At 40.3% G+C, this 24,461-nt stretch carries 20 protein-coding genes and 4 tRNA genes; 21 read left to right on the forward strand and 3 right to left on the reverse strand.

Annotation, left to right across the window (positions count from 1 at the left end; all coding sequences use genetic code 11):
• The first annotated feature begins 12 nt into the window (after positions 1 to 12).
• From nqrF to nqrM, 3 genes are all read left to right on the forward strand, one after another.
• Positions 13 to 1,239 (forward strand): NADH:ubiquinone reductase (Na(+)-transporting) subunit F, encoded by a 1,227-nt coding sequence (gene nqrF, locus P3L40_RS05055; protein WP_004264766.1) that lies wholly within the window; start codon positions 13 to 15, stop codon positions 1,237 to 1,239.
• A 240-nt stretch (positions 1,240 to 1,479) separates the two neighbouring features.
• On the forward strand, positions 1,480 to 2,511 hold the full coding sequence (locus tag P3L40_RS05060) for an FAD:protein FMN transferase (RefSeq protein ID WP_036958908.1): 1,032 nt from the start codon (positions 1,480 to 1,482) through the stop codon (positions 2,509 to 2,511).
• Positions 2,512 to 2,528: 17 nt separating this feature from the next.
• Positions 2,529 to 2,756: a (Na+)-NQR maturation NqrM gene (gene nqrM, locus P3L40_RS05065; RefSeq protein WP_004264769.1), complete on the forward strand. Its 228-nt coding sequence runs from the start codon at positions 2,529 to 2,531 to the stop codon at positions 2,754 to 2,756.
• A gap of 96 nt (positions 2,757 to 2,852) precedes the next feature.
• Here nqrM and P3L40_RS05070 read toward each other — a convergent pair whose 3' ends face one another.
• On the reverse strand, positions 2,853 to 3,215 hold the full coding sequence (locus P3L40_RS05070) for a hypothetical protein (RefSeq protein ID WP_210852687.1): 363 nt from the start codon (positions 3,213 to 3,215) through the stop codon (positions 2,853 to 2,855).
• A gap of 178 nt (positions 3,216 to 3,393) precedes the next feature.
• Positions 3,394 to 4,290, reverse strand: a complete 897-nt coding sequence (locus P3L40_RS05075; protein ID WP_181488604.1) for a glycerophosphodiester phosphodiesterase family protein — start codon at positions 4,288 to 4,290, stop codon at positions 3,394 to 3,396.
• Between the two features lie 281 nt (positions 4,291 to 4,571).
• Here P3L40_RS05075 and dinB point away from each other — a divergent pair, with 281 nt between their 5' ends.
• Positions 4,572 to 5,627 carry a DNA polymerase IV gene (dinB, locus tag P3L40_RS05080; RefSeq protein WP_036958912.1) on the forward strand — a complete coding sequence of 352 codons (1,056 nt, stop codon included), beginning with the start codon at positions 4,572 to 4,574 and terminating at the stop codon, positions 5,625 to 5,627.
• A gap of 48 nt (positions 5,628 to 5,675) precedes the next feature.
• Here the strand turns inward: dinB and pepD are convergent, their stop codons facing one another.
• Positions 5,676 to 7,136, reverse strand: a complete 1,461-nt coding sequence (gene pepD / locus P3L40_RS05085) for a beta-Ala-His dipeptidase (protein ID WP_004264782.1) — start codon at positions 7,134 to 7,136, stop codon at positions 5,676 to 5,678.
• 436 nt (positions 7,137 to 7,572) lie between these two features.
• Here pepD and gpt point away from each other — a divergent pair, with 436 nt between their 5' ends.
• The 17 genes from gpt to gshA all read left to right on the forward strand — a co-directional run bounded on the left by gpt (position 7,573) and on the right by gshA (position 24,359).
• Positions 7,573 to 8,037: a xanthine phosphoribosyltransferase gene (gene gpt / locus P3L40_RS05090; RefSeq protein WP_036958965.1), complete on the forward strand. Its 465-nt coding sequence runs from the start codon at positions 7,573 to 7,575 to the stop codon at positions 8,035 to 8,037.
• 184 nt (positions 8,038 to 8,221) lie between these two features.
• The gene (gene frsA / locus P3L40_RS05095; RefSeq protein ID WP_004264784.1) at positions 8,222 to 9,472 is read left to right on the forward strand and encodes an esterase FrsA; all 1,251 of its coding nucleotides are present in this window, start codon (positions 8,222 to 8,224) and stop codon (positions 9,470 to 9,472) included.
• A gap of 71 nt (positions 9,473 to 9,543) precedes the next feature.
• Positions 9,544 to 9,945, forward strand: a complete 402-nt coding sequence (crl, locus tag P3L40_RS05100; RefSeq protein WP_036958914.1) for a sigma factor-binding protein Crl — start codon at positions 9,544 to 9,546, stop codon at positions 9,943 to 9,945.
• Positions 9,946 to 10,061: 116 nt separating this feature from the next.
• Positions 10,062 to 11,165 (forward strand): glutamate 5-kinase, encoded by a 1,104-nt coding sequence (gene proB, locus P3L40_RS05105; protein WP_036958967.1) that lies wholly within the window; start codon positions 10,062 to 10,064, stop codon positions 11,163 to 11,165.
• A 2-nt stretch (positions 11,166 to 11,167) separates the two neighbouring features.
• Entirely contained in the window at positions 11,168 to 12,421 is a 1,254-nt protein-coding gene (proA, locus tag P3L40_RS05110) for a glutamate-5-semialdehyde dehydrogenase (protein ID WP_196731716.1), read from the forward strand.
• 127 nt (positions 12,422 to 12,548) lie between these two features.
• On the forward strand, positions 12,549 to 13,046 hold the full coding sequence (gene aroL, locus P3L40_RS05115) for a shikimate kinase AroL (RefSeq protein WP_004264804.1): 498 nt from the start codon (positions 12,549 to 12,551) through the stop codon (positions 13,044 to 13,046).
• Between the two features lie 140 nt (positions 13,047 to 13,186).
• Positions 13,187 to 15,340, forward strand: coding sequence for a bifunctional acyl-ACP--phospholipid O-acyltransferase/long-chain-fatty-acid--ACP ligase (aas, locus tag P3L40_RS05120; RefSeq protein ID WP_210852685.1), 2,154 nt, complete (start codon positions 13,187 to 13,189; stop codon positions 15,338 to 15,340).
• 1 nt (position 15,341) lies between these two features.
• Positions 15,342 to 16,544, forward strand: coding sequence for a lysophospholipid transporter LplT (gene lplT, locus P3L40_RS05125; RefSeq protein WP_036958917.1), 1,203 nt, complete (start codon positions 15,342 to 15,344; stop codon positions 16,542 to 16,544).
• A gap of 14 nt (positions 16,545 to 16,558) precedes the next feature.
• A complete protein-coding gene (pncC, locus tag P3L40_RS05130) occupies positions 16,559 to 17,062 on the forward strand; it encodes a nicotinamide-nucleotide amidase (RefSeq protein WP_004264808.1) in 504 nt (167 codons plus the stop codon).
• Positions 17,063 to 17,166: 104 nt separating this feature from the next.
• Positions 17,167 to 18,234, forward strand: coding sequence for a recombinase RecA (gene recA / locus P3L40_RS05135; RefSeq protein WP_004264809.1), 1,068 nt, complete (start codon positions 17,167 to 17,169; stop codon positions 18,232 to 18,234).
• A gap of 326 nt (positions 18,235 to 18,560) precedes the next feature.
• Positions 18,561 to 21,188: an alanine--tRNA ligase gene (gene alaS, locus P3L40_RS05140; RefSeq protein WP_096864775.1), complete on the forward strand. Its 2,628-nt coding sequence runs from the start codon at positions 18,561 to 18,563 to the stop codon at positions 21,186 to 21,188.
• A gap of 227 nt (positions 21,189 to 21,415) precedes the next feature.
• Entirely contained in the window at positions 21,416 to 21,601 is a 186-nt protein-coding gene (gene csrA / locus P3L40_RS05145; RefSeq protein WP_004264815.1) for a carbon storage regulator CsrA, read from the forward strand.
• A 435-nt stretch (positions 21,602 to 22,036) separates the two neighbouring features.
• Positions 22,037 to 22,129 (forward strand) — tRNA-Ser (locus tag P3L40_RS05150).
• 11 nt (positions 22,130 to 22,140) lie between these two features.
• Positions 22,141 to 22,217 (forward strand) — tRNA-Arg (locus P3L40_RS05155).
• A gap of 138 nt (positions 22,218 to 22,355) precedes the next feature.
• Positions 22,356 to 22,432, forward strand: a tRNA-Arg gene (locus P3L40_RS05160).
• Between the two features lie 94 nt (positions 22,433 to 22,526).
• Positions 22,527 to 22,603 (forward strand) — tRNA-Arg (locus tag P3L40_RS05165).
• Positions 22,604 to 22,799: 196 nt separating this feature from the next.
• Positions 22,800 to 24,359, forward strand: coding sequence for a glutamate--cysteine ligase (gene gshA, locus P3L40_RS05170; protein WP_112307895.1), 1,560 nt, complete (start codon positions 22,800 to 22,802; stop codon positions 24,357 to 24,359).
• Positions 24,360 to 24,461 lie beyond the last annotated feature (102 nt).

The following is a 24,461-nucleotide window of genomic DNA, read 5'->3' on the forward strand; positions in this document are numbered from 1 at the left end:
CGAGAAGAATTCATGGAAATTATTATTTTAGGTGTCGTGATGTTTACCCTGATTGTCTTGGTGCTGACAGGTTTAATCCTGTTTGCTAAATCCAAGCTAGTCAATACAGGGAACATCAAAGTTGAAGTTAATGGCGATCCAGACAAAAGTTTTGAAGCTCCGGCGGGCGACAAACTGTTAGGCATGCTATCAAACCAAGGTATTTTTGTTTCATCAGCATGTGGCGGCGGTGGCTCTTGTGGTCAGTGCCGTGTGAAAATCAAAGAAGGCGGTGGTGATATTCTGCCAACTGAGCTTTCACACATCAACAAACGTGAAGCAAAAGAAGGCTGCCGATTAGCGTGTCAGGTCAACGTTAAGCAAGATTTAAAAATTGAGCTTCCAGAAGAAATTTTTGGTGTGAAAAAATGGGAGTGTGAAGTTATTTCTAATGATAACAAAGCCACTTTCATTAAAGAGCTTAAACTGAAAATTCCAGAAGGAGAGGTAGTTCCTTTCCGTGCGGGTGGTTTTATTCAGATTGAATGTCCGGCACATGTTGTCAAATACGAAGATTTTGATGTACCAGAAGAGTACCGCGAAGATTGGGATAAATTTAACCTGTTCCGTTATGTATCTGAGGTTAAAGAGCCAACTGTTCGCGCCTATTCGATGGCAAACTACCCGGAAGAGTATGGCATTATCATGCTAAACGTGCGTATTGCTACGCCACCACCTCGTAATCCAGATGTCCCACCGGGGATCATGTCTTCTTATATTTGGTCATTAAAGCCAGGGGATAAAGTCACTATTTCTGGGCCGTTTGGTGAATTCTTTGCTAAAGAAACGGAAGCAGAAATGGTGTTTATCGGTGGTGGTGCGGGAATGGCGCCAATGCGTTCTCACATATTTGACCAACTGCGTCGTTTGGATTCTAAACGTAAGATCAGTTTCTGGTATGGTGCGCGTTCAGTCCGTGAAATGTTCTACACTGAAGATTTTGACCAACTTGCCGCAGAACATGAAAACTTTACATGGCATGTCGCGCTTTCAGACCCTATGCCTGAAGATAATTGGGATGGTTATACAGGTTTCATCCATAATGTCTTATATGAAAACTACTTAAAAGACCATCCAGCGCCAGAAGATTGTGAGTTCTATATGTGTGGACCTCCAATGATGAATGCTGCTGTGATTAAAATGTTGAAAGACCTCGGTGTTGAAGATGAAAATATCCTGTTGGATGACTTCGGTGGTTAAGCAACTTAGCTGATTTTATTAGACTTATCAAAGTCAGTAGACAGTAACACTTTAAAGAGGGAAAATATTTTCCCTCTTTGTGATTTTAGTAAATCTATTAAGTGCTAATTAGTTAGCGCTTAATAGGTAGATTTATAATTATTTTGACTGGAACATTCTCTGCATGGGTGACGATGTAAAGTGTGTTAATAGTCTGGGCGGCCTTAACAAAATGCGCTCATGATTGACGCGGAGAAAATTATGCTAAGTAAAAGAATTTATACCCCAATACTGCTATTTGTTGCAGCTCTGTTTCTTACTGCCTGTGGTGGACCTGAACAACAGAATCTTCAGGGGCAAACGATGGGGACGTACTATTCGGTTAAATATGTTACAGATTCTTCGGAGCCAAAGCCTGAAGTCATTCAAGCCGAAATAGATAAACGTTTGGAAGAAGTTAACGACCAAATGTCAACATATCGCCCAGATTCAGAATTAAGTCGTTTTAATCAATTTAAAGAAGTGAATACGCCGTTCCCAGTTTCTGCAGCAACCGCAACTGTGGTTAAAAAAGCCATTGAAATTAATAAGCTTACTAATGGTTCATTAGATGTAACGGTTGGGCCTTTAGTTAATTTATGGGGTTTTGGCCCTGAAGGAAGAGTGACTAAAGCGCCTTCTGATGAAGAGTTGGCTAAGCGTAGAGCCTGGACTGGTATCGAGAAACTCTCGGTTCAGGATAATAACCTAATTAAAACGATCCCTGAGCTGTACGTCGACCTTTCCTCAATTGCTAAAGGTTATGGTGTTGACGTTGTTGCTGAATATTTAGAATCATTGGATATCAATAATTATATGGTTGATATTGGTGGTGAAGTGCGTACGAAAGGAACAAATGGTAAAGAAGTACCATGGCGTATTGCAATAGAAAAACCTGTCGCGGATGGGGTAAGCCAAACAGCACAAGAGATTATTGAACCAGGTGACCGTTCTATCGCTACATCAGGAGATTACCGTAATTATTTCGAGCAAGATGGTGTTCGTTTTTCTCATACCATTGACCCAAAAACAGGCAAGCCAATCACTCATAATTTAGTTTCTATTACGGTGATTGCAGAAAATTGCATGAGTGCTGATGGCCTATCTACGGGGCTAAATGTTTTAGGGCCTGAAGTTGGCTTTGATTTAGCTGAAAAAATGAATATTCCTGTTTTTATGATTGTTAAGACAGATAAAGGTTTTGAAGAGCGTTATACTAAGGCATTCGAACCATTTTTAACTAAAAAACAGTAGTTTTGGGAGGATAAAAGATGCTAAATGTTTTTATTGCAGCCTTTGTACTGTTTTTGCTGGCCTTTTTAGGCATGTCACTTGGATATATTATTAAGCGTAAGAGTATCCAAGGTAGCTGCGGCGGGTTAAGCAGTATTGGTGTTGATAAAGTGTGTGATTGCCCTGAGCCTTGCGATGCACGTAAAAAGCGTATGGCACGTGAAGAAGCCCGCCAAAAAATACTGGATAAAAACCGTATTATTTGAATAGTAATATTTAACGGTTCTATAACTAGTAATGAGCCGGAGATGTCTAAATATAGTTATTAGACATCTCCAAATATTACTTTCCCGTTATACAGTCTAAATTAATTGCATTTTCTTAGCACATGAAACAGAGACAGGGTAATTAACATGCATGCTTTTTGTCTCACCATCAAATCTAATCGTGACCTTTCCATTATCATTGTTGTTAATTTGGCAAGGTAAAAAATCACCACTACTCCACAGTTCATTATTTTTCGTAGTAATTTTAGCTTTCCAAGCACTTTTACCTGTTGTTGAGTAAGGGAATGAATTTACGTTAGAGCTAGATGTGGCATGTGCTAGATTATAAAATATAAACACATTATCATAGGGGTTATCACTATTATGATAATGTATTTCAACTTTCCTTAATGTTTCATTCCAATAATTCTCGACAATCATTGTTCCAATATTTGACATATAAAACCTTTTTTAAATTATTTTAAATAGAATTTTTGTGACGGATTAAATATATCAAGTTTTCTATAGCGGTAAATTAAGAACAATTATTATTAATTGATGAAAAGAATGTTTTTAAGATGTGATTTAATTCCTAAGCTATTATTAAAGTAATAATAGCTTAGGAGATGTTATTAGATTATTTTTTAAATGCTTTTGGGGAATCAACCATTACAGCATCAACACCAATTTCTTTTGCGAGTTGGTAGTCACTGTCATTATTAACACCAAAGACAATGATATAGGCATTACCATTTTTTCTAAAACAGTCGATGGCCTCTTTATCCCATGAAAGGGTAGCTGGTGAGCGTGCCTCACCTAATGTATATTTTTCAACTACTTCAACCTTACGATGTAGCTCAAAGCCATACCAACGAGTGGTGGTTTTGTCATTTTCTATTGAGCATTGATGGTTCATTACGATATTTGCCAACATAGTCCGAGTTTCATCACGGCTTTCAAATAGTGAAATTTTTGATGAAAGGGATTTTAGCGCTTTTAAAAATTCATCATTAGTGGAATAAAAACGTACTTGGCTAAATGAATTAGTTTTATCTAGTAATGCAAGGATAGCTTGTGCTTGGATATTAGGGTCTGCATCAGGTGATTTTAAATCAATATAAAAAGTCGTATCAGGGTATTTTTTTAAAATAGTTTCTAGTCTACTAATAGTAGTATCTTGCATAGGTAGTTGCAGGTTATTTTTTATATTGTATTTATATGCAGCATTTATACGGTTAAGTTGCAGGGCATTATATTTTGATACAGGACCTTCATGGTCTGTAAGTGAGCTTAAGTCACTTGGACGATATAAAACGAGTTGATTATCTTTACTTAACTGAGCGGTAAGCCAAATAGCATCAGCATTATTTTTCTTCGCTAAATCAATTGCATAAATTGTATTTTCTGGTGCATCAGCCGTTCCTGCACGGTGAGCAACAATTTTAGGGGATAGTGCAAAAACGGTTTGGCTAGCAAACAGTATTATGAGAGTTGCCATAAATTTAAAATATTTTGATGTTGATGTAATTGCCATAGAGATGATCCATAAATAGTTTTTCAAGGTATTGTCGTTGGTAAAACAACTCTTTTTATTACTTTTTTGTTTAAAAGTAAGTATTAACACTTATTTTTAAGACAAACTTTAAATAAAATCTTTATTGGATAGATTGGCAGATGATTATTGCAATATGATGAATTACCTAGTTATCATTAAGTTAGCTTGTTATTCATCCATTTATGGTGGTCTGATAATAATTGCATGGCTATTAAAGATACTGTATATTTAAACAGTTGATTGATTGTTAGGGTATACTCGTGCGTAAAATTATTCATATTGATATGGACTGCTTTTATGCCGCCATCGAGATGCGTGACGACCCAAGCCTTCGCAATGTACCTATTGCGGTGGGAGGTAGCGCAGATCGCCGAGGAGTGATTAGTACTGCAAATTATGAAGCACGTCGCTACGGTGTTCATAGTGCGATGTCTACAGCGATTGCACTTAGGCTTTGCCCTCACTTGAAAGTGGTTCCTGGGCATATGGCACTTTATAAAGAAACCTCTCTTCATATTCGAAAAATATTTGCGCGTTACACAGACCTCATAGAACCGCTTTCTCTTGATGAGGCTTATTTGGATGTTACGGATTGTACGCAATTACACGGCTCTGCAACGTTAATTGCTGAGGCTATCCGTAAGCAAATCTTTGATGAATTACAGCTCACTGCTTCAGCGGGGATCGCTCCAATAAAATTTTTGGCAAAGATTGCTTCCGATATGAACAAACCGAATGGCCAATTCGTGATCACACCACAAGATATCGATCAATTCGTTCTTAAATTGCCGCTAAAAAAAATACCAGGAGTGGGTAAGGTAACAGCCCAAAAATTAGCGGATATGGGGTTGGTGACTTGTGCCGATGTTCAAAAATATGATGTAGTTGCGTTGATTAAAAGCATGGGGAAATTTGGGCAGGTACTTTGGGAGCGTTGCCATGGTATCGATGAACGTGCGATTAACCCTGATAGGCTTAGGAAATCGGTAGGAGTTGAACGTACACTTACAGAAGATATCTATCAATGGGAAGATTGCTTGCCGTTGTTGGATAAATTATACGATGAACTCCAACTGCGTTTAGCAAAGGTAAAGCCTGACCTTCGTATTGCTCGCCAAGGTGTAAAATTTAAATTTGCAGACTTTCAGCAAACGACACAAGAACATGTATATCCAGTTCTCAATAAACAAGATTTGGTACAAATAGCGAAAAAAGCTTGGGATAACCGCCGCTTAGGGCGTGGCGTTCGGTTAGTTGGTTTGCATGTGATGCTGCAAAGTCCTCAGCTTGAACGGCAATTATTACTTGAATTATAAAAAACACCCATCGTATGATAGGTGTTTGATTTACAATTAATTAGTTGTTTATTCTTTAACTGGAATTGCTTTTAAAACCGCAGTTAATAATTTCCAATACTCACCAACGCTTGCAATATGCACACGCTCATCAGGGGAGTGCGCACCACGAATAGTTGGCCCAATTGAAACCATATCCATGTCTGGGTAAGGCTTTTTGAATAAGCCACACTCAAGGCCTGCGTGGATCACCATCACATTAGGAATTTTACCGAATAGTTTGTTGTAGGTATCGCTGACTAAATGCATCACTGGTGAGTCTGCATCGGGCTGCCAACCAGGGTAACTGCCTTCTGCTCGATATTGGGCTTGTGCTAATTTACTGATAGATGTCAGCATGTTAACAACGTAGTTCTTGCCGCTATCGATAAGTGAGCGAACAAGAAAGATAATTTCTGCTTTATCTTCAGTTAGGCGTACCACACCTTCATTAAGTGACGTTTCAACCACGCCAATAGCCACATCGCTCATGCGAATTACACCGTTCGGTGCTGCATTTAAGAAGAAAACAAAACGCTTTTGGCAATCATCAGAAAGGGCTTTTAGCTCACTTTGCGTTTCGTCAAGTAGCAGAACAAGGTTAGGCTCAACAACAGCTAATTCATTTTTCAGAATATCTTCATAGCGCGTTCTCAGTGCCGTTAATTCAGCAACTTTGTCTGCTGGAACAGCAATAATGGCATAGGCTTCACGAGGAATCGCATTGCGAACAGTACCCCCTCTAAAATCTAATAATTTTAGGCTTAAATCTTCCGCGTGCCCTGCTAGAAAACGAGCTAACAGCTTATTGGCATTACCTAAACCTAAATGTACATCACCACCGGAGTGACCACCTTTTAGGCCTTTTAGGGTCATTGTGAAGGTTTTATAGCCTTGTGGTAATGCTTCACGAGTCAGGTCAAACGTGGTTGTAAAATCAACACCACCAGCGCAACCCATGTAAATTTCACCTTCTTCTTCGGAGTCGGTGTTTATCAAAATATCTGCTTGTAACCAGCCTGCTTTCAAGCCAAAAGCACCTTCCATACCGGCTTCTTCGGTCATGGTCAGGAGAACTTCCATTGGCCCATGCTCAACGCTATCGTCAGCAAGAACAGCCAAAGCAGAAGCTAAGCCAATGCCGTTATCAGCACCTAAAGTGGTGCCTTCAGCAGTAACCCACTCACCATTAACATAGGGACGAATTGGATCTGTTTTAAAGTCATGTACCGTGTCGTTATTTTTTTGTGGCACCATGTCCAAGTGAGCTTGTAAAACAACACCTTTACGGTTTTCATAACCAGGCGTAGCAGGTTTACGGATCAGAATATTGCCTACTTCATCACGTTCAACGTGAAAGCCTTTTTGTTTTGACCAATCAACAATATGCGCGGCTAAGGCTTCTTCGTGATACGAAGGGTGTGGGATAGAACAGATTTTAGCGAAGATATCCCATAGCGGTTGGGGGGATAATGTAGCTAGCTCAGACACGTCTCTCTCCTTTTATTTTCCCTTTATATTTCAATCTGTAGCGTTGTTGGCTTCATTCATAATCCCAGTCACATACTTATGTATGCTCCTAAGATTCACTCATTTGCCGCCTAGCTACAAATTGAACTATTTAGGGATAATATCCTGAATAACCCAGTAGGAGCTGATTGGCAACCAACGTTAATTTCAGCTTCAATTTTAAAAGGAATATTGCTGTAATTATGACCTAACAGCCTGAAGTTTCGAATTAAAGGCTGCCTCTTTTATAAACTCAGGATAACACTTTCTTTTGAGCAATGGACAGTGTAAATGATAATAATTAATGGCTAATGGTGCTTTTTGCTGGTTTTTAACCGGCCAAATCACTATAATCTCGCGCAACCTTTTTTCCGCAAGACACTTTTCAGATTTACTCAGCAGTCGGGACCCGAATTTTATGAGCGAAAAATATGTCGTAACGTGGGATATGTTGCAAATACATGCCCGTAAACTCGCACAACGTTTATTACCAGTAGAGCAATGGACCGGTATTATCGCGGTTAGCCGTGGTGGCCTTGTTCCTGGAGCACTGCTTGCACGCGAACTTGGTATTCGTAACGTTGATACCGTTTGTATTTCTAGCTATGACCATAATAACCAGCGCGAATTAACCGTGATTAAACGCGCAGAAGGTGATGGTGAAGGCTATATTGTCATCGATGATTTAGTAGATACAGGCGGCACAGCTCAAGCTATCCGTAACATGTACCCTAAAGCACATTTTGTCACCATCTTTGCAAAACCTGCAGGCCGTCCATTAGTTGATGACTACGTAGTTGATATTCCACAAGACACATGGATCGAACAACCATGGGACATGGGTGTCGTTTTTGTTAAACCATTGTGTGAACAAGATAAATAAATCTGTTTTTCATGAGCGTTTTAGGTGAAAACATTGTAATTATAAAGCGTTATAGGTTTTATTGATTGCAAAAACACATTAATACCTAAAATTTTTGAGCTAAACACGATATAATTTGGGGAGTGCATTTTTGCATTCCCTTTATTTTTGGCCAAATTCAACTCTGATCGACAAGGAAATAGGGATGACTCAGCAAAACCTTTCAGAAAAACTTTTCAAACCTAAAGTCAGACAAGTTGAAACATCAACATTAGTCTCTTATTCATCTCAAACAATTTCTCAAATTAAAGAACACAGCGTGTTAAGTGGCTCCCATCATGCGGGTTGGTACCGTATGATTAATCGTTTAATGTGGATTTGGCGAGGAATAGACGCCTTAGAAATTGAAGAAGTGCTAAGTCGTATTGCTATCTCAGATGCTGAGCGTAGCAATGATAATTTGTTGGATACGGTCATTGGCAACCGTCGTGGAAACTGGTGTTTCGAATGGTCCCAGCAAGCCATGCGTTGGCAGCAAAAAGCATTAGAATTTGAAAAAGGTGCAGAGGCAGGGGAGGCTTGGTTACGTTCTGCTAATTTGTACAGCATTGCCGCTTATCCTTTTATTAAAGGTGACGAGCTGGCTGACCAAGCTATTTTGCTGGCTTGCAAAGCTTATGATAGTGCCGCAAAATTTTCTCAATATCGCCTAAAGAAAATTCCTTTCAAAGTTGATGGTGGGAAAGAAGTCTGCGGTTTTTTACATATTCCTTCACAGGGGCAAGGGCCTTATCCGACAGTGATGATCTGTGGCATGTTAGATAGCTTACAGATTGATTTCTGTCGCTATTTTCGCGACTACCTCGAACCACTCGGTATTGCGATGCTAACACTGGATATGCCGTCAATTGGTTATTCGGTTAAACACAAGCTTACGCAGGAAACGAGCACCTTACATGAGCAAATCGTTCGACAGCTTGGGGATATTGCTTGGATTGATCATACGCGTTTTGGCATCGTTGGTATGCGTTTTGGCGCAAATATAGCGTTAAGATTAGCTTATATGTGCCCTGATAAGATTAAAGCAGTCGCTGTCATAGGGCCAATTGTCCACAGTTTATTGCATGAAGAGAAATATCAGCAAGATATTCCTCGGATGGTTTTGGATGTATTCGCCAGTCGTTTGGGTATTTATCAAGTTGATGGTTCTGCTTTACGTCATGAATTAAGTTGCTATTCACTTAAAAATCAAGGGCTTTTGGGGCGGCGCAGTAAGGTTCCAATGCTATCGGTTAGTCTTAAAGATGATATTTACAGCCCCAAAGCAGAGTCTGATTTAATTCGACGTTCATCGATGGATGCTGACACGATAATGCTACCAAGCCAGCCCGTTTTTGCTAATTTTGAAAAGGCGCTAAGTGAAACTACTAATTGGTTAAAAGCAAAAATACTTTAATTTTATTTAATAACTTGCTTATTTTTTCCCATTTGTTAAAAAGGTGTCTTCCCAAGAAGGAGATCCTTAACATGGCTTTACCGACTGATTACTCAAATGGAAAGTATTTAAAGAAGTTTGCTTCGATAGGACCTTATTTACGTGAAAAACAATGTTTAAATGGCTGTTATATATTCGATAGTCTCGTTGTTTGCGTGAATGCAAATATTGCCCCAGAAAAACGTGAATTTTGGGGGTGGTGGCTAAAATTGGTTGCAACTGATAAGGGGTTTGAATTTACTTATCATTTGGGCCTATACAACAGCCATGGTAGTTGGCAAGTCAAAGCATTAAAAGATGCACCAACCATTGAGGCGACAGAGCAAAATTTAGTGTCTTTTCACCAAGCCCTTGCAAAACAACTATCTGAACTTGAGTTAAGCCTCTTTCCCTCCCCGCTAATGACAGAATTAAAACTGGAATTAAGCGCATAAATTTGTTTTAAACCAACTTTTGTTGAATTTTGCGTTATGCCTGTTGGCATAACGCGCTTCTCCTGATAAAAATGATACCTACTTTTTGGTTTATTAATCCTAATGGCAGAAAAATGATGAAAAATAGCCAGACGCTGGTAGTTAAATTAGGGACCAGTGTATTAACAGGGGGCTCGCGCCGTTTAAATCAAGCTCATATTGTTGAGCTGGTTAGGCAGTGCGCGCAGCAATATGAAAAAGGGCATCGTATTATTATTGTGACTTCTGGGGCAATTGCCGCAGGTCGCGAACACTTAAATTACCCCGAATTGCCGGCTACCATAGCATCTAAACAGTTGCTTGCGGCGGTCGGTCAAAGTCGTTTAATCCAGTTATGGGAACGGTTATTCTCTATTTATGGCATTCATATCGGGCAAATGTTACTGACACGAGCCGATTTAGAAGACAGAGAACGTTTCTTAAATGCACGAGACACTTTGCAAGCACTGCTAGATAACGGAATCATTCCAGTTATCAATGAAAATGATGCTGTGGCTACCGCAGAAATCAAAGTCGGTGATAATGACAATCTATCCGCTTTGGCCGCGATTCTTGGCGATGCAGATAAACTGCTATTATTGACAGATATCGAAGGCTTATATGATGCTGATCCACGCAGTAATCCAAATGCAAAATTGATCCCTGAAGTGTATGGTATCAATGATGAACTTCGCGAAATGGCGGGGGGAAGCGTTAGCGGGTTAGGAACCGGTGGAATGGCAACTAAATTACAAGCAGCAGATGTCGCGGGCCGTGCAGGAATTGATGTTATCATTGCAGCAGGCAATAAACCGGATGTTATTAATGCGGTTATTGAAAATCTTCCAGTTGGTACCCGTTTTTATGGGCAAAAAAATCCAATGGAAAATCGTAAACGTTGGATTTTCGGTGCTCCAGCAGCTGGAGATGTGTACATTGATGATGGTGCACAACTGGCAATTATGGAAAAAGGCAGTTCATTATTGCCAAAAGGTATTAAGAAGATTGAAGGCGATTTCTCCCGAGGCGCAGTGATCCGTATTCGTAATATGGCAGGGAAAGATCTTGCTCATGGGGTCAGCCACTATAACAGTGATGCACTTAGAATGATTGCTGGGCACCATTCACAAGAAATCAGCAAAATACTTGGCTATGAACACGGTTCTGTGGCTGTTCATCGTGATGATATGATAGTGAGTTAATTATGTTAGAGACAATGGGTAAGGCTGCAAGGGTTGCTTCATGGCAATTAGCTCAGTTAAGTACCAAACAAAAAAATGCAGCACTATTACAAATTGCAGATCTACTAGAACAAGATAATGCAGTTATACTTGCAGCGAATCAAAAAGACATGGCGCAGGCAAAAGCAAGCGGTATGACTGAGGCGTTACAAGACCGCTTATTGCTGACGCCAGAGCGTTTAAAAAGTATTGCTTATGACGTCAGAAAAGTATGCCAATTAGCTGATCCTGTTGGGCAAATCATTGATGGAAGCCAATTGGATAGCGGCTTAAATTTACAGCGCCGCCGTGTCCCATTGGGGGTTGTCGGTGTCATTTATGAAGCCCGCCCTAATGTCACCGTTGATGTGGCTTCGTTATGTTTAAAGACAGGTAATGCGGTCATTTTACGTGGCGGGAAAGAGACGCATCATACTAACCTTGCGGTGGTGGAAGTTATTCAAAAAGCATTGGAAAATAGCGGCTTGCCAGCAGATGCAGTACAGGCTATTAATAACCCTGACCGTGAATTAGTTGCGCAATTACTCAAATTAGATCGCTACGTGGATATGCTAATCCCTCGCGGCGGTGCGGGTTTACATAAATTATGTCGTGAGCAATCAACGATCCCAGTAATTACCGGGGGAATTGGTGTTTGCCATACATTTGTTGATAAATCGGTAGATTTTAATAAAGCCATTAACGTGATTATTAATGCAAAAGTTCAGCGCCCAAGCGCTTGTAATTCACTGGAAACATTATTAGTTCATAAAGAGATTGCGAATGAATTTCTGCCGTTTTTAAGTGAAAAAATGGCACAACAACAAGTCACATTACATGCGAGTGAAAAAGCGCTTCCATTGCTAAAACAAGGTCCAGCTAAAGTTGTTGATGTAAAACCTGAAAACCTTGTCGATGAGTGGCTCTCACTGGATCTTAACGTAGACATTGTTGACGATATTGACGCTGCTATCGACCATATTCGTCATTATGGTACAGCTCATTCTGATGCTATCTTGACAGAATCTATTCACCAAGCTGACTATTTCGTTCAATGTGTAGATTCAGCCGCGGTATATGTTAATGCAAGCACTCGCTTTACCGATGGTGGGCAGTTTGGTTTAGGTGCAGAGGTCGCAGTGAGTACGCAAAAATTACATTCACGTGGCCCTATGGGGTTAGATGCACTAACAACGTACAAATGGATCGGGTATGGTGACTTTTTAAGTCGTCCATAATGAGTAAAAATGATGAGATAGCCACACTTGTGTGGCTTTCTTTTTTTATTTGCCAAACTAGGCAGTTTATCATAAGCAAATTTGTAATCGGTATTGCTTAGTATTTATGATGATGGGATGAAATTTAATGTTTTACATTATCGGTCCAAGAGGTTCGGGTAAAACCACAATTGGTAAAAAATTTGCAGAATCTAAAGGTTATCAATTTGTTGATACAGATAAATTGATTTTAGAAAAAGCGGGAAAAAGTATCGCAGAAATTGTTGAACAGCACGGTTGGGATTACTTTCGCCAGCTAGAGACTGACGTCCTTAAGTCGATTACGCAAAGCGATATGATTGTTTCAACTGGTGGGGGGCTTGTTCTTGCAGAAGAAAATCAGCAAATTATGCGTAATAACGGCACCGTGATTTACTTAAATACCCACCCTGAAGTTTTAGCAAAACGCCTCGCTGCGGAACCGCAAGCGGATCAGCGACCAAGTTTGACAGGAAAATCTTTAGTTGAAGAAATTGAAGAAGTAATGCAACAAAGGGAGCCTATCTACCGTGCGACAGCACATCATATTATTGATGCGGCGCAGCCTGTCGACGACATCATCGCACAACTTAATGATTTAACTTAAACTCATGAGTGATAAGCCAGCGGTGTTTTCGGAATATACTAATTAGAGTAAAGGGAGTAGCTCAGTAAGATAGAAGTCACTAAAGGTATAGTCGTATCACACTAATATATAAAAATATAATCATAGTATAGGGACTCATTATGTTGGCAAAGATAGTCAAAACAGTACTTAAATTTTTGTTTCGCGTACAAGTTATTGGCGACGCGAAAGAATTTAATCAAGATAAATGCTTAATTACGCCCAATCATGTTTCTTTCCTAGATGGTGTATTAATCGCACTTTTTTTGCCTGTCAAACCTGTATTTGCTGTTTATTCAACATTTGCCACACCGAAAATGGTGAAGCGCCTTAAGCCCTATGCGGATATTGTCCCTCTTGATCCTGCCAACCCTCTAGGTATTCGTCATCTAGTTAAAGAGGTAGAAAAAGGGCGCCCAATAGTTATTTTCCCAGAAGGCCGAATTTCGGTTCATGGCTCTTTAATGAAAATATACGAAGGAGCGGCTTTTGTGGCAGCAAAGTCAGAAGCAAAAGTTGTTCCTATTCGTATAGAAGGTGCACAATATAGCCATTTTGGGCGGCTGAAAGGAATTTTTCCATTAAAATGGTTCCCGAAGATCACATTGCATATCTTGCCAGCACAAGAAATTCCAATGCCAGAAGCTCCTAGAGCGGTAGAGCGTCGTGCTCTGGCTGGTGAAAATCTGTACCAAATCATGAAGTCCGCACGTATGTCTTGTTTACCACAAGTCACATTAGTTGAAGAATTTATTCAAAGTGTTCAGTTTTTTGGGCGCCGCACGCCTTGTATTGAAGACATCGCATTTAAAGAGGATTCATATCAATCTCTATTGAAAAAAACCTTAGGGGTTGGTCGTATTATTGAACGCTATACTCATGAAAATGAAAGAGTTGGCCTATTATTGCCAAATGCGACAGTCACCGCAGCCGCGATTTTTGGCGCTTTAATGAGAGGCCGAGTACCTGCCATGCTTAATTACACTGCGGGCAGTCACGGTATTAGTAACGCTTTAAAAGCTTCAGCAGCGAAAGTGGTCTTTACTTCCCGCCAATTTTTGGAAAAAGGCAACTTGACGCATATTCCAGAACAAGTGCCAGAAGCAAGTTGGATTTACCTTGAAGATTTAAAAGACACGGTAACATGGCAAGATAAAATATGGATTATTAAGCACTTATTTAATCCTAAGAAAGCCATTATTCCCCGAAAGCCGTCCGATGAAGCGATTGTTTTATTCACATCCGGCTCGGAAGGTACACCGAAAGGTGTTGTCCACAGCCATGCCAGCTTGATGGCAAACGTAGAGCAAATTAAAACGATCGCTGATTTTACACCTCGTGACCGTTTTATGTCGTCACTTCCATTATTTCACGCATTTGGTTTGACGGTTGGCTTATTTATCCCTCTATTTTCAGGTAGCCGAGTTTTCCTTTATCCAAGCCCATTACATTACCGGATCATTCCTGAATTAGTCTATGACAAAAACTGTACGGTATTATTTGGAACATCAACCTTTTTAGGTAACTACGCACGATTTGCTCATCAGTATGATTTTGCACGTTTGCGTTATGTGGTTGCGGGCGCAGAAAAATTATCAGATAAAACCAAAAAAATCTGGTTCGATAAATTTGGCATCCGAATTCTTGAAGGCTATGGGGTAACTGAGTGTGCACCTATTGTTTCAATTAATGTGCCAATGGCCGCTAAAGAAGGCTCTGTAGGGCAAATTTTACCCGAAATGGAAGCGCGAATTATCCCCATTTCTGGTATTGAACAAGAACAAGGTGGTAAATTACAGCTTAAAGGCCCAAATATCATGAAAGGGTATTTGCGTGTGGAAGCGCCTGGGGTACTTGAAACACCACGAGCTGAAAATGCACAAGGTGAAATAGAGGAAGGTTGGTACGACACAGGTGATATCGTTGAACTAGATCATAAAAATTTCTGTACGATAAAAGGCCGTGTTAAACGTTTTGCTAAACTTGCGGGTGAAATGGTTTCTCTCGAAAGTATTGAGCAAATGGTGGCATCTCTTTCTCCTAATGCAAATCACGGTGTGGTTACAAAGCCAGATAGCAGTAAAGGTGAAGCGCTTGTTTTGTTCACAACAGATAAAGAACTAGACCGTAGCGCATTATCCAGCGCAGCCAAGAGCAAAGGGTTAACCGAGTTAGCGGTTCCACGTGATATTCGTTTTGTTAAAGAATTGCCAGTACTAGGTAGTGGTAAAACGGATTTTGTCACATTAAAGCAAATGGCATTAAAGGATGAATAACATGCAAGAGAATGCTTCCAATGTACCGTTAATGAGCAGAGGAATGAAAGCTGTACTTGCTTCACAGTTTCTTTCTGCATTTGCAGATAATGCTTTATTATTTGCCATATTAGCCCAACTTAAAGCCGAGTTTTATCCTGAATGGAGTCATCCTATCTTACAAATGGTGTTTGTTTTCACTTACATCGTTTTAGCGCCATTTGTTGGGCAAATTGCAGATAGGTTCTCAAAGGGCCGAGTGATGTTGTTTTCTAACATCTTTAAGTTTATTGGGGCATTAGGGATTTGTTTTGGGCTAAATCCATTCCTTTGCTATGGGTTAGTAGGAATCGGCGCGGCTTCATATTCACCAGCTAAATACGGTATTTTAGGTGAGCTCACAGGTGGAGATAACCTTGTTAAGGCCAATGGTGTCATGGAGGCTTCAACAATCGCAGCTATTTTAGTGGGATCGGTTGTTGGAGGAATGCTTTCCGATATTAACTTAATCTTAGCGTTAGGCACATGTGCTGTATTGTATGCGTTAGCCGTTATTGCGAATTTTTTCATCCCACACTTAGCTGCCGCGAGGCCTGGAAAAGGTTGGGATCTTAAACTGTTAATTACTTCTTTTTTCAATGCCTGCCGGGTGCTATGGGCTAACCAAGAAAGCCGTTTTTCACTAGTTGGAACCAGCTTGTTCTGGGGGGCTGGGGTAACGCTGCGTTTTCTGCTCGTTGCATGGGTGCCTGTGGCATTGGGATTACAAGACAACACAACGCCGACTATTTTAAATGCGATGGTTGCCGTGGGAATAGTTGCAGGAGCCGGGCTTGCTGCCAAGTTTATTACCTTAAAAACGGTTTATCGCTGCATTCCTGCGGGAGTTATTATAGGTGTGATGGTGGTGTTACTTTCGTTGCAAACTAATATTATTCCATCCTATTTTATTTTAATCATCCTTGGGATCTTCGGCGGTTTATTTGTCGTTCCGTTGAATGCATTATTGCAAGAAAAAGGGAAGGAAACTGTTGGAGCAGGGAATGCGATTGCAGTACAAAATTTAGGTGAAAATAGTGCAATGCTAATTATGTTAGGCTTGTACTCATTAGCAATTAAAGCAGGTTTGTCAGTTGTGAATGCCGGTATTGGTTTCGGTGCTGTATTTGCAATTGCGATTGCGGGTTTATGGGTTTGGGATCGCGCTCGTAAAAAAATGGCATAAAGGTAGATAACATCATGATAGATGAGAAGCGGCTTGAAACTCTGAGTATTCAGGTTGGGCTGAAACTGAAAGAACAGGGTAAAACAGTCACAACCGCAGAGTCATGTACCGGGGGCTGGGTTGCCAAAGTTTTAACCGATATATCGGGTAGCTCAGATTATTTTCAGCGTGGCTTTGTGACATACAGTAATGAAGCAAAGCATCAAATGATCGGTGTTAAAGATGAGTCTTTACAGCAGTATGGCGCTGTAAGCCAACAAGTCGTTACTGAAATGGCGACAGGCGCTTTACAAGAAGCCTGTGCAGATTTTGCTGTTTCAGTTAGTGGAATAGCAGGCCCTGGGGGCGGTAGTGTAGAAAAACCTGTTGGTACAGTATGGTTTGGTTTTGCACAGAAACAGGCAGACCAAACGGTATTAGTCACAACACAACATCAAGTGTTTCAAGGAAACAGAAATGAAGTTCGTTTTCAATCAACACTTTATATACTTGAAACACTTTTAAAGCAGTTAAGTTAAAAATCTTCTTGATACTGTATGATTATACAGTATAATTAATTTCAACAAACCGAATTCAATCGTTTTATTTGCAGTGGTCAAATCATTGCACTTAGGGAGTAAACATGGCTATTGATGAAAACAAACAAAAAGCACTTGCAGCAGCATTAGGCCAAATTGAAAAGCAATTTGGTAAAGGTTCCATTATGCGTCTTGGTGAAGACCGCTCTATGGATGTTGAAACTATCTCAACAGGCTCCTTATCCCTTGATGTTGCATTGGGTGCTGGTGGCTTGCCACTAGGTCGTATTGTTGAAATCTACGGCCCTGAATCTTCAGGTAAAACAACACTAACTCTGCAAGTTATTGCTGCAGCGCAACGTAGTGGTAAAACATGTGCTTTCATCGATGCTGAACACGCTTTAGACCCTATCTATGCTAAAAAATTAGGCGTTGATATCGATAACTTACTATGTTCTCAACCGGACACCGGTGAGCAAGCGCTAGAAATTTGTGATGCATTAACTCGCTCAGGTGCGGTTGATGTGATCATCGTTGACTCCGTTGCTGCATTAACACCAAAAGCTGAAATTGAAGGTGAAATTGGTGATTCACATATGGGCCTAGCTGCTCGTATGATGAGCCAAGCAATGCGTAAGTTAGCAGGTAACTTAAAAACATCTAATACCTTACTGATCTTTATCAACCAAATTCGTATGAAGATTGGTGTTATGTTTGGTAACCCAGAAACAACAACAGGTGGTAATGCATTAAAATTCTACGCATCTGTTCGTTTAGACATCCGCCGTATTGGTGCTGTTAAAAATGGCGAAGAAATCATCGGTAGTGAAACTCGCGTTAAAGTGGTAAAAAACAAAGTTGCAGCACCGTTCAAACAAGCTGAATTCCAAATTTTGTATGGTGAAGGTATTAATACCTTCGGCGAGCTAATTGACTTAGGTGTAAAACATAAGTTAATTGAAAAAGCAGGGGCTTGGTATAGTTATAACGGCGATAAAATTGGCCAAGGTAAAGCTAACTCAACAAATTATTTAAAAGAGCACCCTGAAGTCGCTCAAGAAATTGATACCAAACTGCGTGAAATGTTATTGAATCACACTGGTGAATTTAGTAGTGCAGCAACAGACTTTATCAGTGATGCTGATGAAGAAGAAACACCAGAAGAATTTTAATTTTAATCTAATTAATTGATTAATAAGTAAATTATAGGCGCTCCGCTGATGTGGTGGCGCCTATTTTATTTTTAACCTATTACATTAATAGTTTATTGAACAGTTTTTCTGTGGAAAAATACACCAGTGCAAGGTATAAACATACTTTCAGAAAATATCTAGACGCTTTACAATGAAAGCTGCGAATGGATGTATCTATATTTTACTTCTGCACAAAGAGACTTTATCTTATCAGTCACTTTTTAATCGGAGAGTTGATTAGAGGTGATGTTACATTCCATCTCAACAATTCGTAATTCTGTTTCCAGCTTGATATCGGGATAAATATGAGTAAAAGCACCGCTGAGATCCGTCAAGCGTTTCTCGACTTTTTTCATACAAAAGGTCATCAAGTGGTCTCTAGTAGTTCACTAGTGCCAAATAATGACCCTACACTATTGTTCACAAACGCAGGGATGAACCAGTTCAAAGATGTATTTCTTGGTCTGGATAAAAGAGCATATTCCCGAGCGACAACCGCGCAACGCTGTGTGCGTGCAGGTGGTAAACATAACGACTTAGAAAATGTGGGCTATACCGCCCGCCACCATACATTTTTTGAAATGTTAGGCAATTTTAGCTTTGGCGATTACTTTAAGCATGACGCTATCCGTTTTGCTTGGGAGTTATTGACTAGCGAAGAATGGTTTAACTTACCAAAAGAAAGGTTGTGGGTAACCGTTTACGCAACTGACGATGAAGCTTATGATATCTGGAATAAAGAAATTGGTATTCCAGTTGAGCGTATTATTCGTATTGGTGATAACAAGGGCGCACCATATGCGTCAGATAACTTCTGGCAAATGGGTGATACCGGTCCTTGTGGTCCATGTACCGAGATTTTCTATGATCACGGTGACCATATATGGGGTGGCCCTCCAGGAAGCCCAGAAGAAGACGGTGACCGCTATATTGAAATTTGGAATTTAGTCTTCATGCAATTTAACCGTCAGTCTGACGGGACAATGGAGCCTCTACCAAAACCTTCAGTTGACACAGGAATGGGCTTAGAGCGTATTTCTGCGGTATTGCAGCACGTTAATTCAAACTATGAAATTGATATCTTCCGTGACCTTATTGCTGCGGCAGCTAAAGCAACAGGTGCGACGGATTTAGAGAATAAATCATTACGTGTTATTGCTGACCACATTCGTTCTTGTGCATTTCTTGTTAGTGATGGTGTTATTCCATCAAATGAAGGTCGTGGTTATGTTCTGCGTCGTATTATTCGACGTGCTGTTCGTCACGGTTATATGCTTGGTGCCAAAGACACTTTCTTCTACAAATTAGTCGCGCCATTGATTAAAGTCATGGGGCCTGCGGCCGATGAACTTGCACGCCAGCAAGCTATGGTTGAAAAAGTTCTCAAGACCGAAGAAGAGCAATTTGCACGCACGTTAGAACGCGGTCTTCAATTATTAGATGAAGAACTTGCTTCACTGAAAGGGGATACTCTGGATGGTGAAGCGGCATTCCGCTTATATGACACCTATGGCTTCCCAATCGATTTAACGGCAGATGTTTGCCGTGAGCGCAATATTAAAGTCGACGAAGAAGGTTTTGAGCGGGCGATGGAAGACCAGCGTCGTCGTGCGCGCGAATCCAGTGGTTTTGGTGCGGATTATAACTCTTTAATTAAAGTTGATAAGCGTAGTGAATTCTCCGGTTATCAATATGATGAGCAACAAGCCACTATTACTGCATTATATAAAGATGGCCAGCCTGTAGACAGTTTGAATGCGGGTGAAGAAGGCTTAGTTATACTAGATAAAACGGCATTTTATGCAGAGTCTGGTGGGCAAGTCGGTGATACTGGTTACTTAAATAATGATAATGCGAGCTTTAAAGTCACTGACACACAAAAGTATGGTCAAGCAATTGGGCATATTGGTAAGGTAGAGGCGGGTTCACTGGTTGTTAACCATAGAATTACCGCTTTTGTGGATAGCGCTAGACGTGATGCGATCCGTTTAAATCACTCAGCAACACACTTACTGCATGCGGCATTACGCCAAGTATTAGGCGACCATGTTTCTCAAAAGGGTTCATTGGTTAATGACAAATACTTGCGTTTTGACTTCTCTCATTTTGAAGCGATGACACAAGAGCAACTACGTCAAGTAGAAGATATTGTGAATGCACAAATCCGTAAAAACTCAGAAATTGAAACTGAACTGATGGATTTAGAAGGCGCTAAAGCAAAAGGTGCTATGGCATTATTCGGTGAAAAATATGAGGAACGTGTACGTGTTCTGAGTATGGGTGATTTTTCTATCGAGTTATGTGGTGGTACACATGCGCGTCGTACAGGAGATATTGGTTTATTCCGTATTTTGAGTGAATCTGGTACGGCTGCAGGTGTTCGTCGTATTGAAGCGACTACAGGCACAATGGCGATTGAAAGCATTCACAATCAGTCAGAGCAACTTTCAGCAATTGCACACTTAGTGAAAGGTGATATTAATAGTCTTGTCGAGAAAGTAAAAGCGGCGTTAGACAAATCTCGCCAACTCGAAAAAGAAATTGTGCAACTAAAAGATCAACAAGCATCTCAAGAAAGTGCTTCACTAAGTAGCAAAGCGAAAGACGTGAAAGGCATCAAATTATTAGTCACTCAATTAGCGGATACTGATCCTAAGTTATTGAGAACTATGGTTGATGACCTTAAAAATCAGTTGAAATCAGCGATTATCGTGCTTTCAACAACAAGTGGTGATAAAGTCAGTATGATCGTTGGGGTAACTAATGATTTGACTGCTAAAGTTAAAGCAGGGGACTTAATTTCCTATATTGCAAGTCAGGTAGGTGGTAAAGGTGGCGGTCGCCCAGACATGGCTCAAGCGGGAGGTACTGACGTTAGCGCATTACCTGCTGCTATGGCAAGTGTCGAAGAATGGGTCGAAGCGCGTCTGTAAGCACTTACAAAGTTGCCTCATTAAAATATGAGGCAACTTTAATCTGTTGCGGCATTGTTAATGTATCGTTTGTAGTGCTATATTTTGCTTGTAAATAATTAGAATGCTTGTATTGATGGCATCAATGCTTTAGGTGAATGTCATTGCTTTACGTTTTCACGGTGTGTGATGGACAATAGCGGGGATACCTAGAGACCCGACTCTTTTAATATTTCAAGGAGCAAAGAATGCTTATTCTGACTCGTCGAGTTGGTGAAACACTCATGATAGGCGATGAGGTAACAGTTACTGTATTGGGTGTCAAAGGCAACCAAGTTCGTATTGGTGTTAATGCCCCAAAAGAAGTTTCTGTTCACCGTGAAGAAATTTATCAACGGATCCAGGCTGAAAAGACTCAACCAGATAATCAATAATAATGAATAAGCGTCCAATGATTGATCACACAGCAAGAATGGGCGCTTGTCTTACTCGCATTATTTCTAAAAATATCCTTTCGTTTTTATAATTCTCTAGCATCAAACTCACTTTATTGTTTAGTCTTCGGTTTTCTTGTACGAAATCTTGTTTTCCTTTGTATGAAATATAGGCTAATCAATCCAGTGAGCTCATTTTTATTCACTTATAGAATAATTTTTTTTCTGTATTTTTGTTTATAAAGTTAGTGTCATAAGGGCTGAAAAATATCTTTTTCGGTGTTAAACTAAGCATCTTGCTTGTGAAATGTGCAAACAGACAACGGAATGCAAAAAGTTTGGAAAAATTGTTTGACTTCTAAGTCTAGGAAAGTAATATGTGCGCCACACAGCAACGAGATGTTTGAAAAAACAAATCGTGTGTAACTAAAATATGGTGAGGTGGCCGAGAGGCTGAAGGCGCTCCCCTGCTAAGGGAGTATGCGGTCAAAAGCTGCATCGAGGGTTCGAATCCCTCCCTCACCGCCATTTTAGATTATGCATCCGTAGCTCAGCTGGATAGAGTACTCGGCTACGAACCGAGCGGTCGGAGGTTCGAATCCTCCCGGATGCACCATCTTTAACCCTATGAGAGAATCTGATGGGGTTTTGTTTTGGTTTTAGCAACCAAACAAAGCAGTAACTAAGAAGTTGATTTATAGAAGTAGAAGTTGATAAAGAAGTTTGAGAGAGCAGCACATCTTGCATTAAGTATGCATCCGTAGCTCAGCTGGATAGAGTACTCGGCTACGAACCGAGCGGTCGGAGGTTCGAATCCTCCCGGATGCACCATCTCTTAGCTAATAATTTAGCATATCAATAATACCTTTTAATTTAACTCAGAAAAGTTATTGAGAATGTATCGATTTCAAATCGAATGAATTTTGCATCCGTAGCTCAGCTGGATAGAGTACTCGGCTACGAACCGAGCGGTCGGAGGTTCGAATCCTCCCGGATGCACCATCTTTAAGAAACTCCTCGTTCGAGGAGTTTTTTTTTGCCTAAAATTACCATTCATAAAATTAATTAAATCGTATTTTCTATACCTCTTTGATTTATTCCCTCATAAACCACACATCTAGACAGCGACAATTTATGTGATTTAAGCTAAAGTAATTGCCTTAATAAAATAAATTAACATCACAGGCGGGAGGTCGACTTGATCCCGGACGTATCGAAAGCGCTCTCATGGTTAGAGGCGCACCCAGAAACACTTAATGGTATTCAACGTGGTATTGAGCGTGAAACATTGCGTGTAACCCCCACAGGCGCAATTGCAGAGACCTTGCATCCAGAAGGGCTGGGAAAAGCTTTAACACATAAATGGATCACGACAGATTTTGCGGAGTCCTTACTCGAATTTATTACTCCTGTAGATAAAAGCATTAGCCATAATTTGGCTTTTTTGCGAGATTTACACCGCTATACAGCTCGTCACCTTCAAGATGAAAGAATGTGGCCGCTGAGTATGCCATGCTTTATTGAAAGTGAAGATAAAATCACTCTTGCGCAGTACGGCTCTTCTAATGTGGGGCAGTTTAAAACGCTGTACCGTGAAGGCCTTAAAAATCGTTATGGTGCTTTGATGCAAACGATAGCAGGGGTGCATTATAACTTCTCTTTGCCGATTGAATTTTGGCAAGCATGGGCGGGTATTGAAGACGAAGAAAGCGGTAAAGAAAAAATTTCTGAAGGCTATTTACGTCTAATTAGAAATTACTACCGCTTTGGTTGGGTTATTCCTTATCTATTTGGCGCATCTCCAGCTATTTGCGGCTCTTTTTTGAAAGATAGGGATACGACGCTATCATTTGATAAAACAGACTGTGGTACGTATTACTTGCCTTATGCGACATCATTACGCATGAGTGACTTAGGTTATACAAATAAATCACAAAGTGATTTAAACATCACATTCAATAAATTGGATGAATATGTAGAGAACCTGAAAAAAGCCATCCATAAGCCTTCAGCTGAATTTGAAAAACTGGGTGTAAAAAAAGACGGCAAATATATTCAACTAAATACGAATGTGCTGCAGATTGAAAATGAGCTCTATGCCCCAATACGGCCCAAACGCGTTCCTAAAGGCAATGAATCACCTTCTGACGCATTATTACGTGGTGGTATTGAGTACATTGAAGTCCGTTCACTTGATATCAATCCATTTAGTGCGATAGGCGTTAATGAAACGCAAGCTCGTTTTGTTGATCTATTCTTAATATGGTGTGTACTTGCTGATGCACCTGAAATGAATGCTCAGGAATTAGACTGTTGCCGTCAAAACTGGAATCGTGTCATTCTTGAAGGTCGTAAACCAGGCCAAGTCATTGGTTTCGGTTGTGGCAGCGAAGTTAAACCATTAGTTGACGTTGGGCAGCAATTATTTAATGACTTGATCCGTGTGGCTGAAGTGCTAGACACTTGTTGCGATGCAAAATATCAAGAAGTTTGTCACCAATTTGTTGCTATGTTTAAAGACCCAACTCTTACATATTCAGCGCTTGTTATGGATGAAATGTTAGAAAAAGGTATTGGTGGTTACGGGTTAGAATTAGCTGAAAAATATTTTGAACAGTTAGTGAACGAGCCGTATGAAGTGATAACTGAAGAGCAATTTGAGCAAGCACGATTAGCTTCAATAGCGAAGCAAGCGAAGATGGAACAAAGTGAGAGCGAAAGCTTTGAGGACTATCTACGCATTCATGCAGGACGCTAAAAGAAATGGCCACTCTAGGTGGCCAAAAAAAATCTCTTAGAGAATTAGGGATGATAACAAATTGCGCGTCTTTCAATAATTCAGACTCTGTATTTTCAAAAT

The sequence above is a fragment of the Providencia sp. PROV040 genome, from assembly GCF_032706145.1.
Taxonomy (GTDB): domain Bacteria; phylum Pseudomonadota; class Gammaproteobacteria; order Enterobacterales; family Enterobacteriaceae; genus Providencia; species Providencia hangzhouensis.

What these genes read in the sequence shown, in the direction of transcription:
- aas (WP_210852685.1), top strand. Translation starts at nt 13,187, where the DNA reads ATGTTGGCAAAGATAGTCAAAACAGTACTTAAATTTTTGTTTCGCGTA.
- alaS (WP_096864775.1), top strand. Translation starts at nt 18,561, where the DNA reads ATGAGTAAAAGCACCGCTGAGATCCGTCAAGCGTTTCTCGACTTTTTT.
- recA (WP_004264809.1), top strand. Translation starts at nt 17,167, where the DNA reads ATGGCTATTGATGAAAACAAACAAAAAGCACTTGCAGCAGCATTAGGC.
- nqrM (WP_004264769.1), top strand. Translation starts at nt 2,529, where the DNA reads ATGCTAAATGTTTTTATTGCAGCCTTTGTACTGTTTTTGCTGGCCTTT.
- P3L40_RS05060 (WP_036958908.1), top strand. Translation starts at nt 1,480, where the DNA reads ATGCTAAGTAAAAGAATTTATACCCCAATACTGCTATTTGTTGCAGCT.
- P3L40_RS05070 (WP_210852687.1), bottom strand. Translation starts at nt 3,215, where the DNA reads ATGTCAAATATTGGAACAATGATTGTCGAGAATTATTGGAATGAAACA.
- pncC (WP_004264808.1), top strand. Translation starts at nt 16,559, where the DNA reads ATGATAGATGAGAAGCGGCTTGAAACTCTGAGTATTCAGGTTGGGCTG.
- proB (WP_036958967.1), top strand. Translation starts at nt 10,062, where the DNA reads ATGAAAAATAGCCAGACGCTGGTAGTTAAATTAGGGACCAGTGTATTA.
- aroL (WP_004264804.1), top strand. Translation starts at nt 12,549, where the DNA reads ATGTTTTACATTATCGGTCCAAGAGGTTCGGGTAAAACCACAATTGGT.
- P3L40_RS05075 (WP_181488604.1), bottom strand. Translation starts at nt 4,290, where the DNA reads ATGGCAATTACATCAACATCAAAATATTTTAAATTTATGGCAACTCTC.
- crl (WP_036958914.1), top strand. Translation starts at nt 9,544, where the DNA reads ATGGCTTTACCGACTGATTACTCAAATGGAAAGTATTTAAAGAAGTTT.
- nqrF (WP_004264766.1), top strand. Translation starts at nt 13, where the DNA reads ATGGAAATTATTATTTTAGGTGTCGTGATGTTTACCCTGATTGTCTTG.
- proA (WP_196731716.1), top strand. Translation starts at nt 11,168, where the DNA reads ATGTTAGAGACAATGGGTAAGGCTGCAAGGGTTGCTTCATGGCAATTA.
- lplT (WP_036958917.1), top strand. Translation starts at nt 15,342, where the DNA reads ATGCAAGAGAATGCTTCCAATGTACCGTTAATGAGCAGAGGAATGAAA.
- frsA (WP_004264784.1), top strand. Translation starts at nt 8,222, where the DNA reads ATGACTCAGCAAAACCTTTCAGAAAAACTTTTCAAACCTAAAGTCAGA.
- gpt (WP_036958965.1), top strand. Translation starts at nt 7,573, where the DNA reads ATGAGCGAAAAATATGTCGTAACGTGGGATATGTTGCAAATACATGCC.
- csrA (WP_004264815.1), top strand. Translation starts at nt 21,416, where the DNA reads ATGCTTATTCTGACTCGTCGAGTTGGTGAAACACTCATGATAGGCGAT.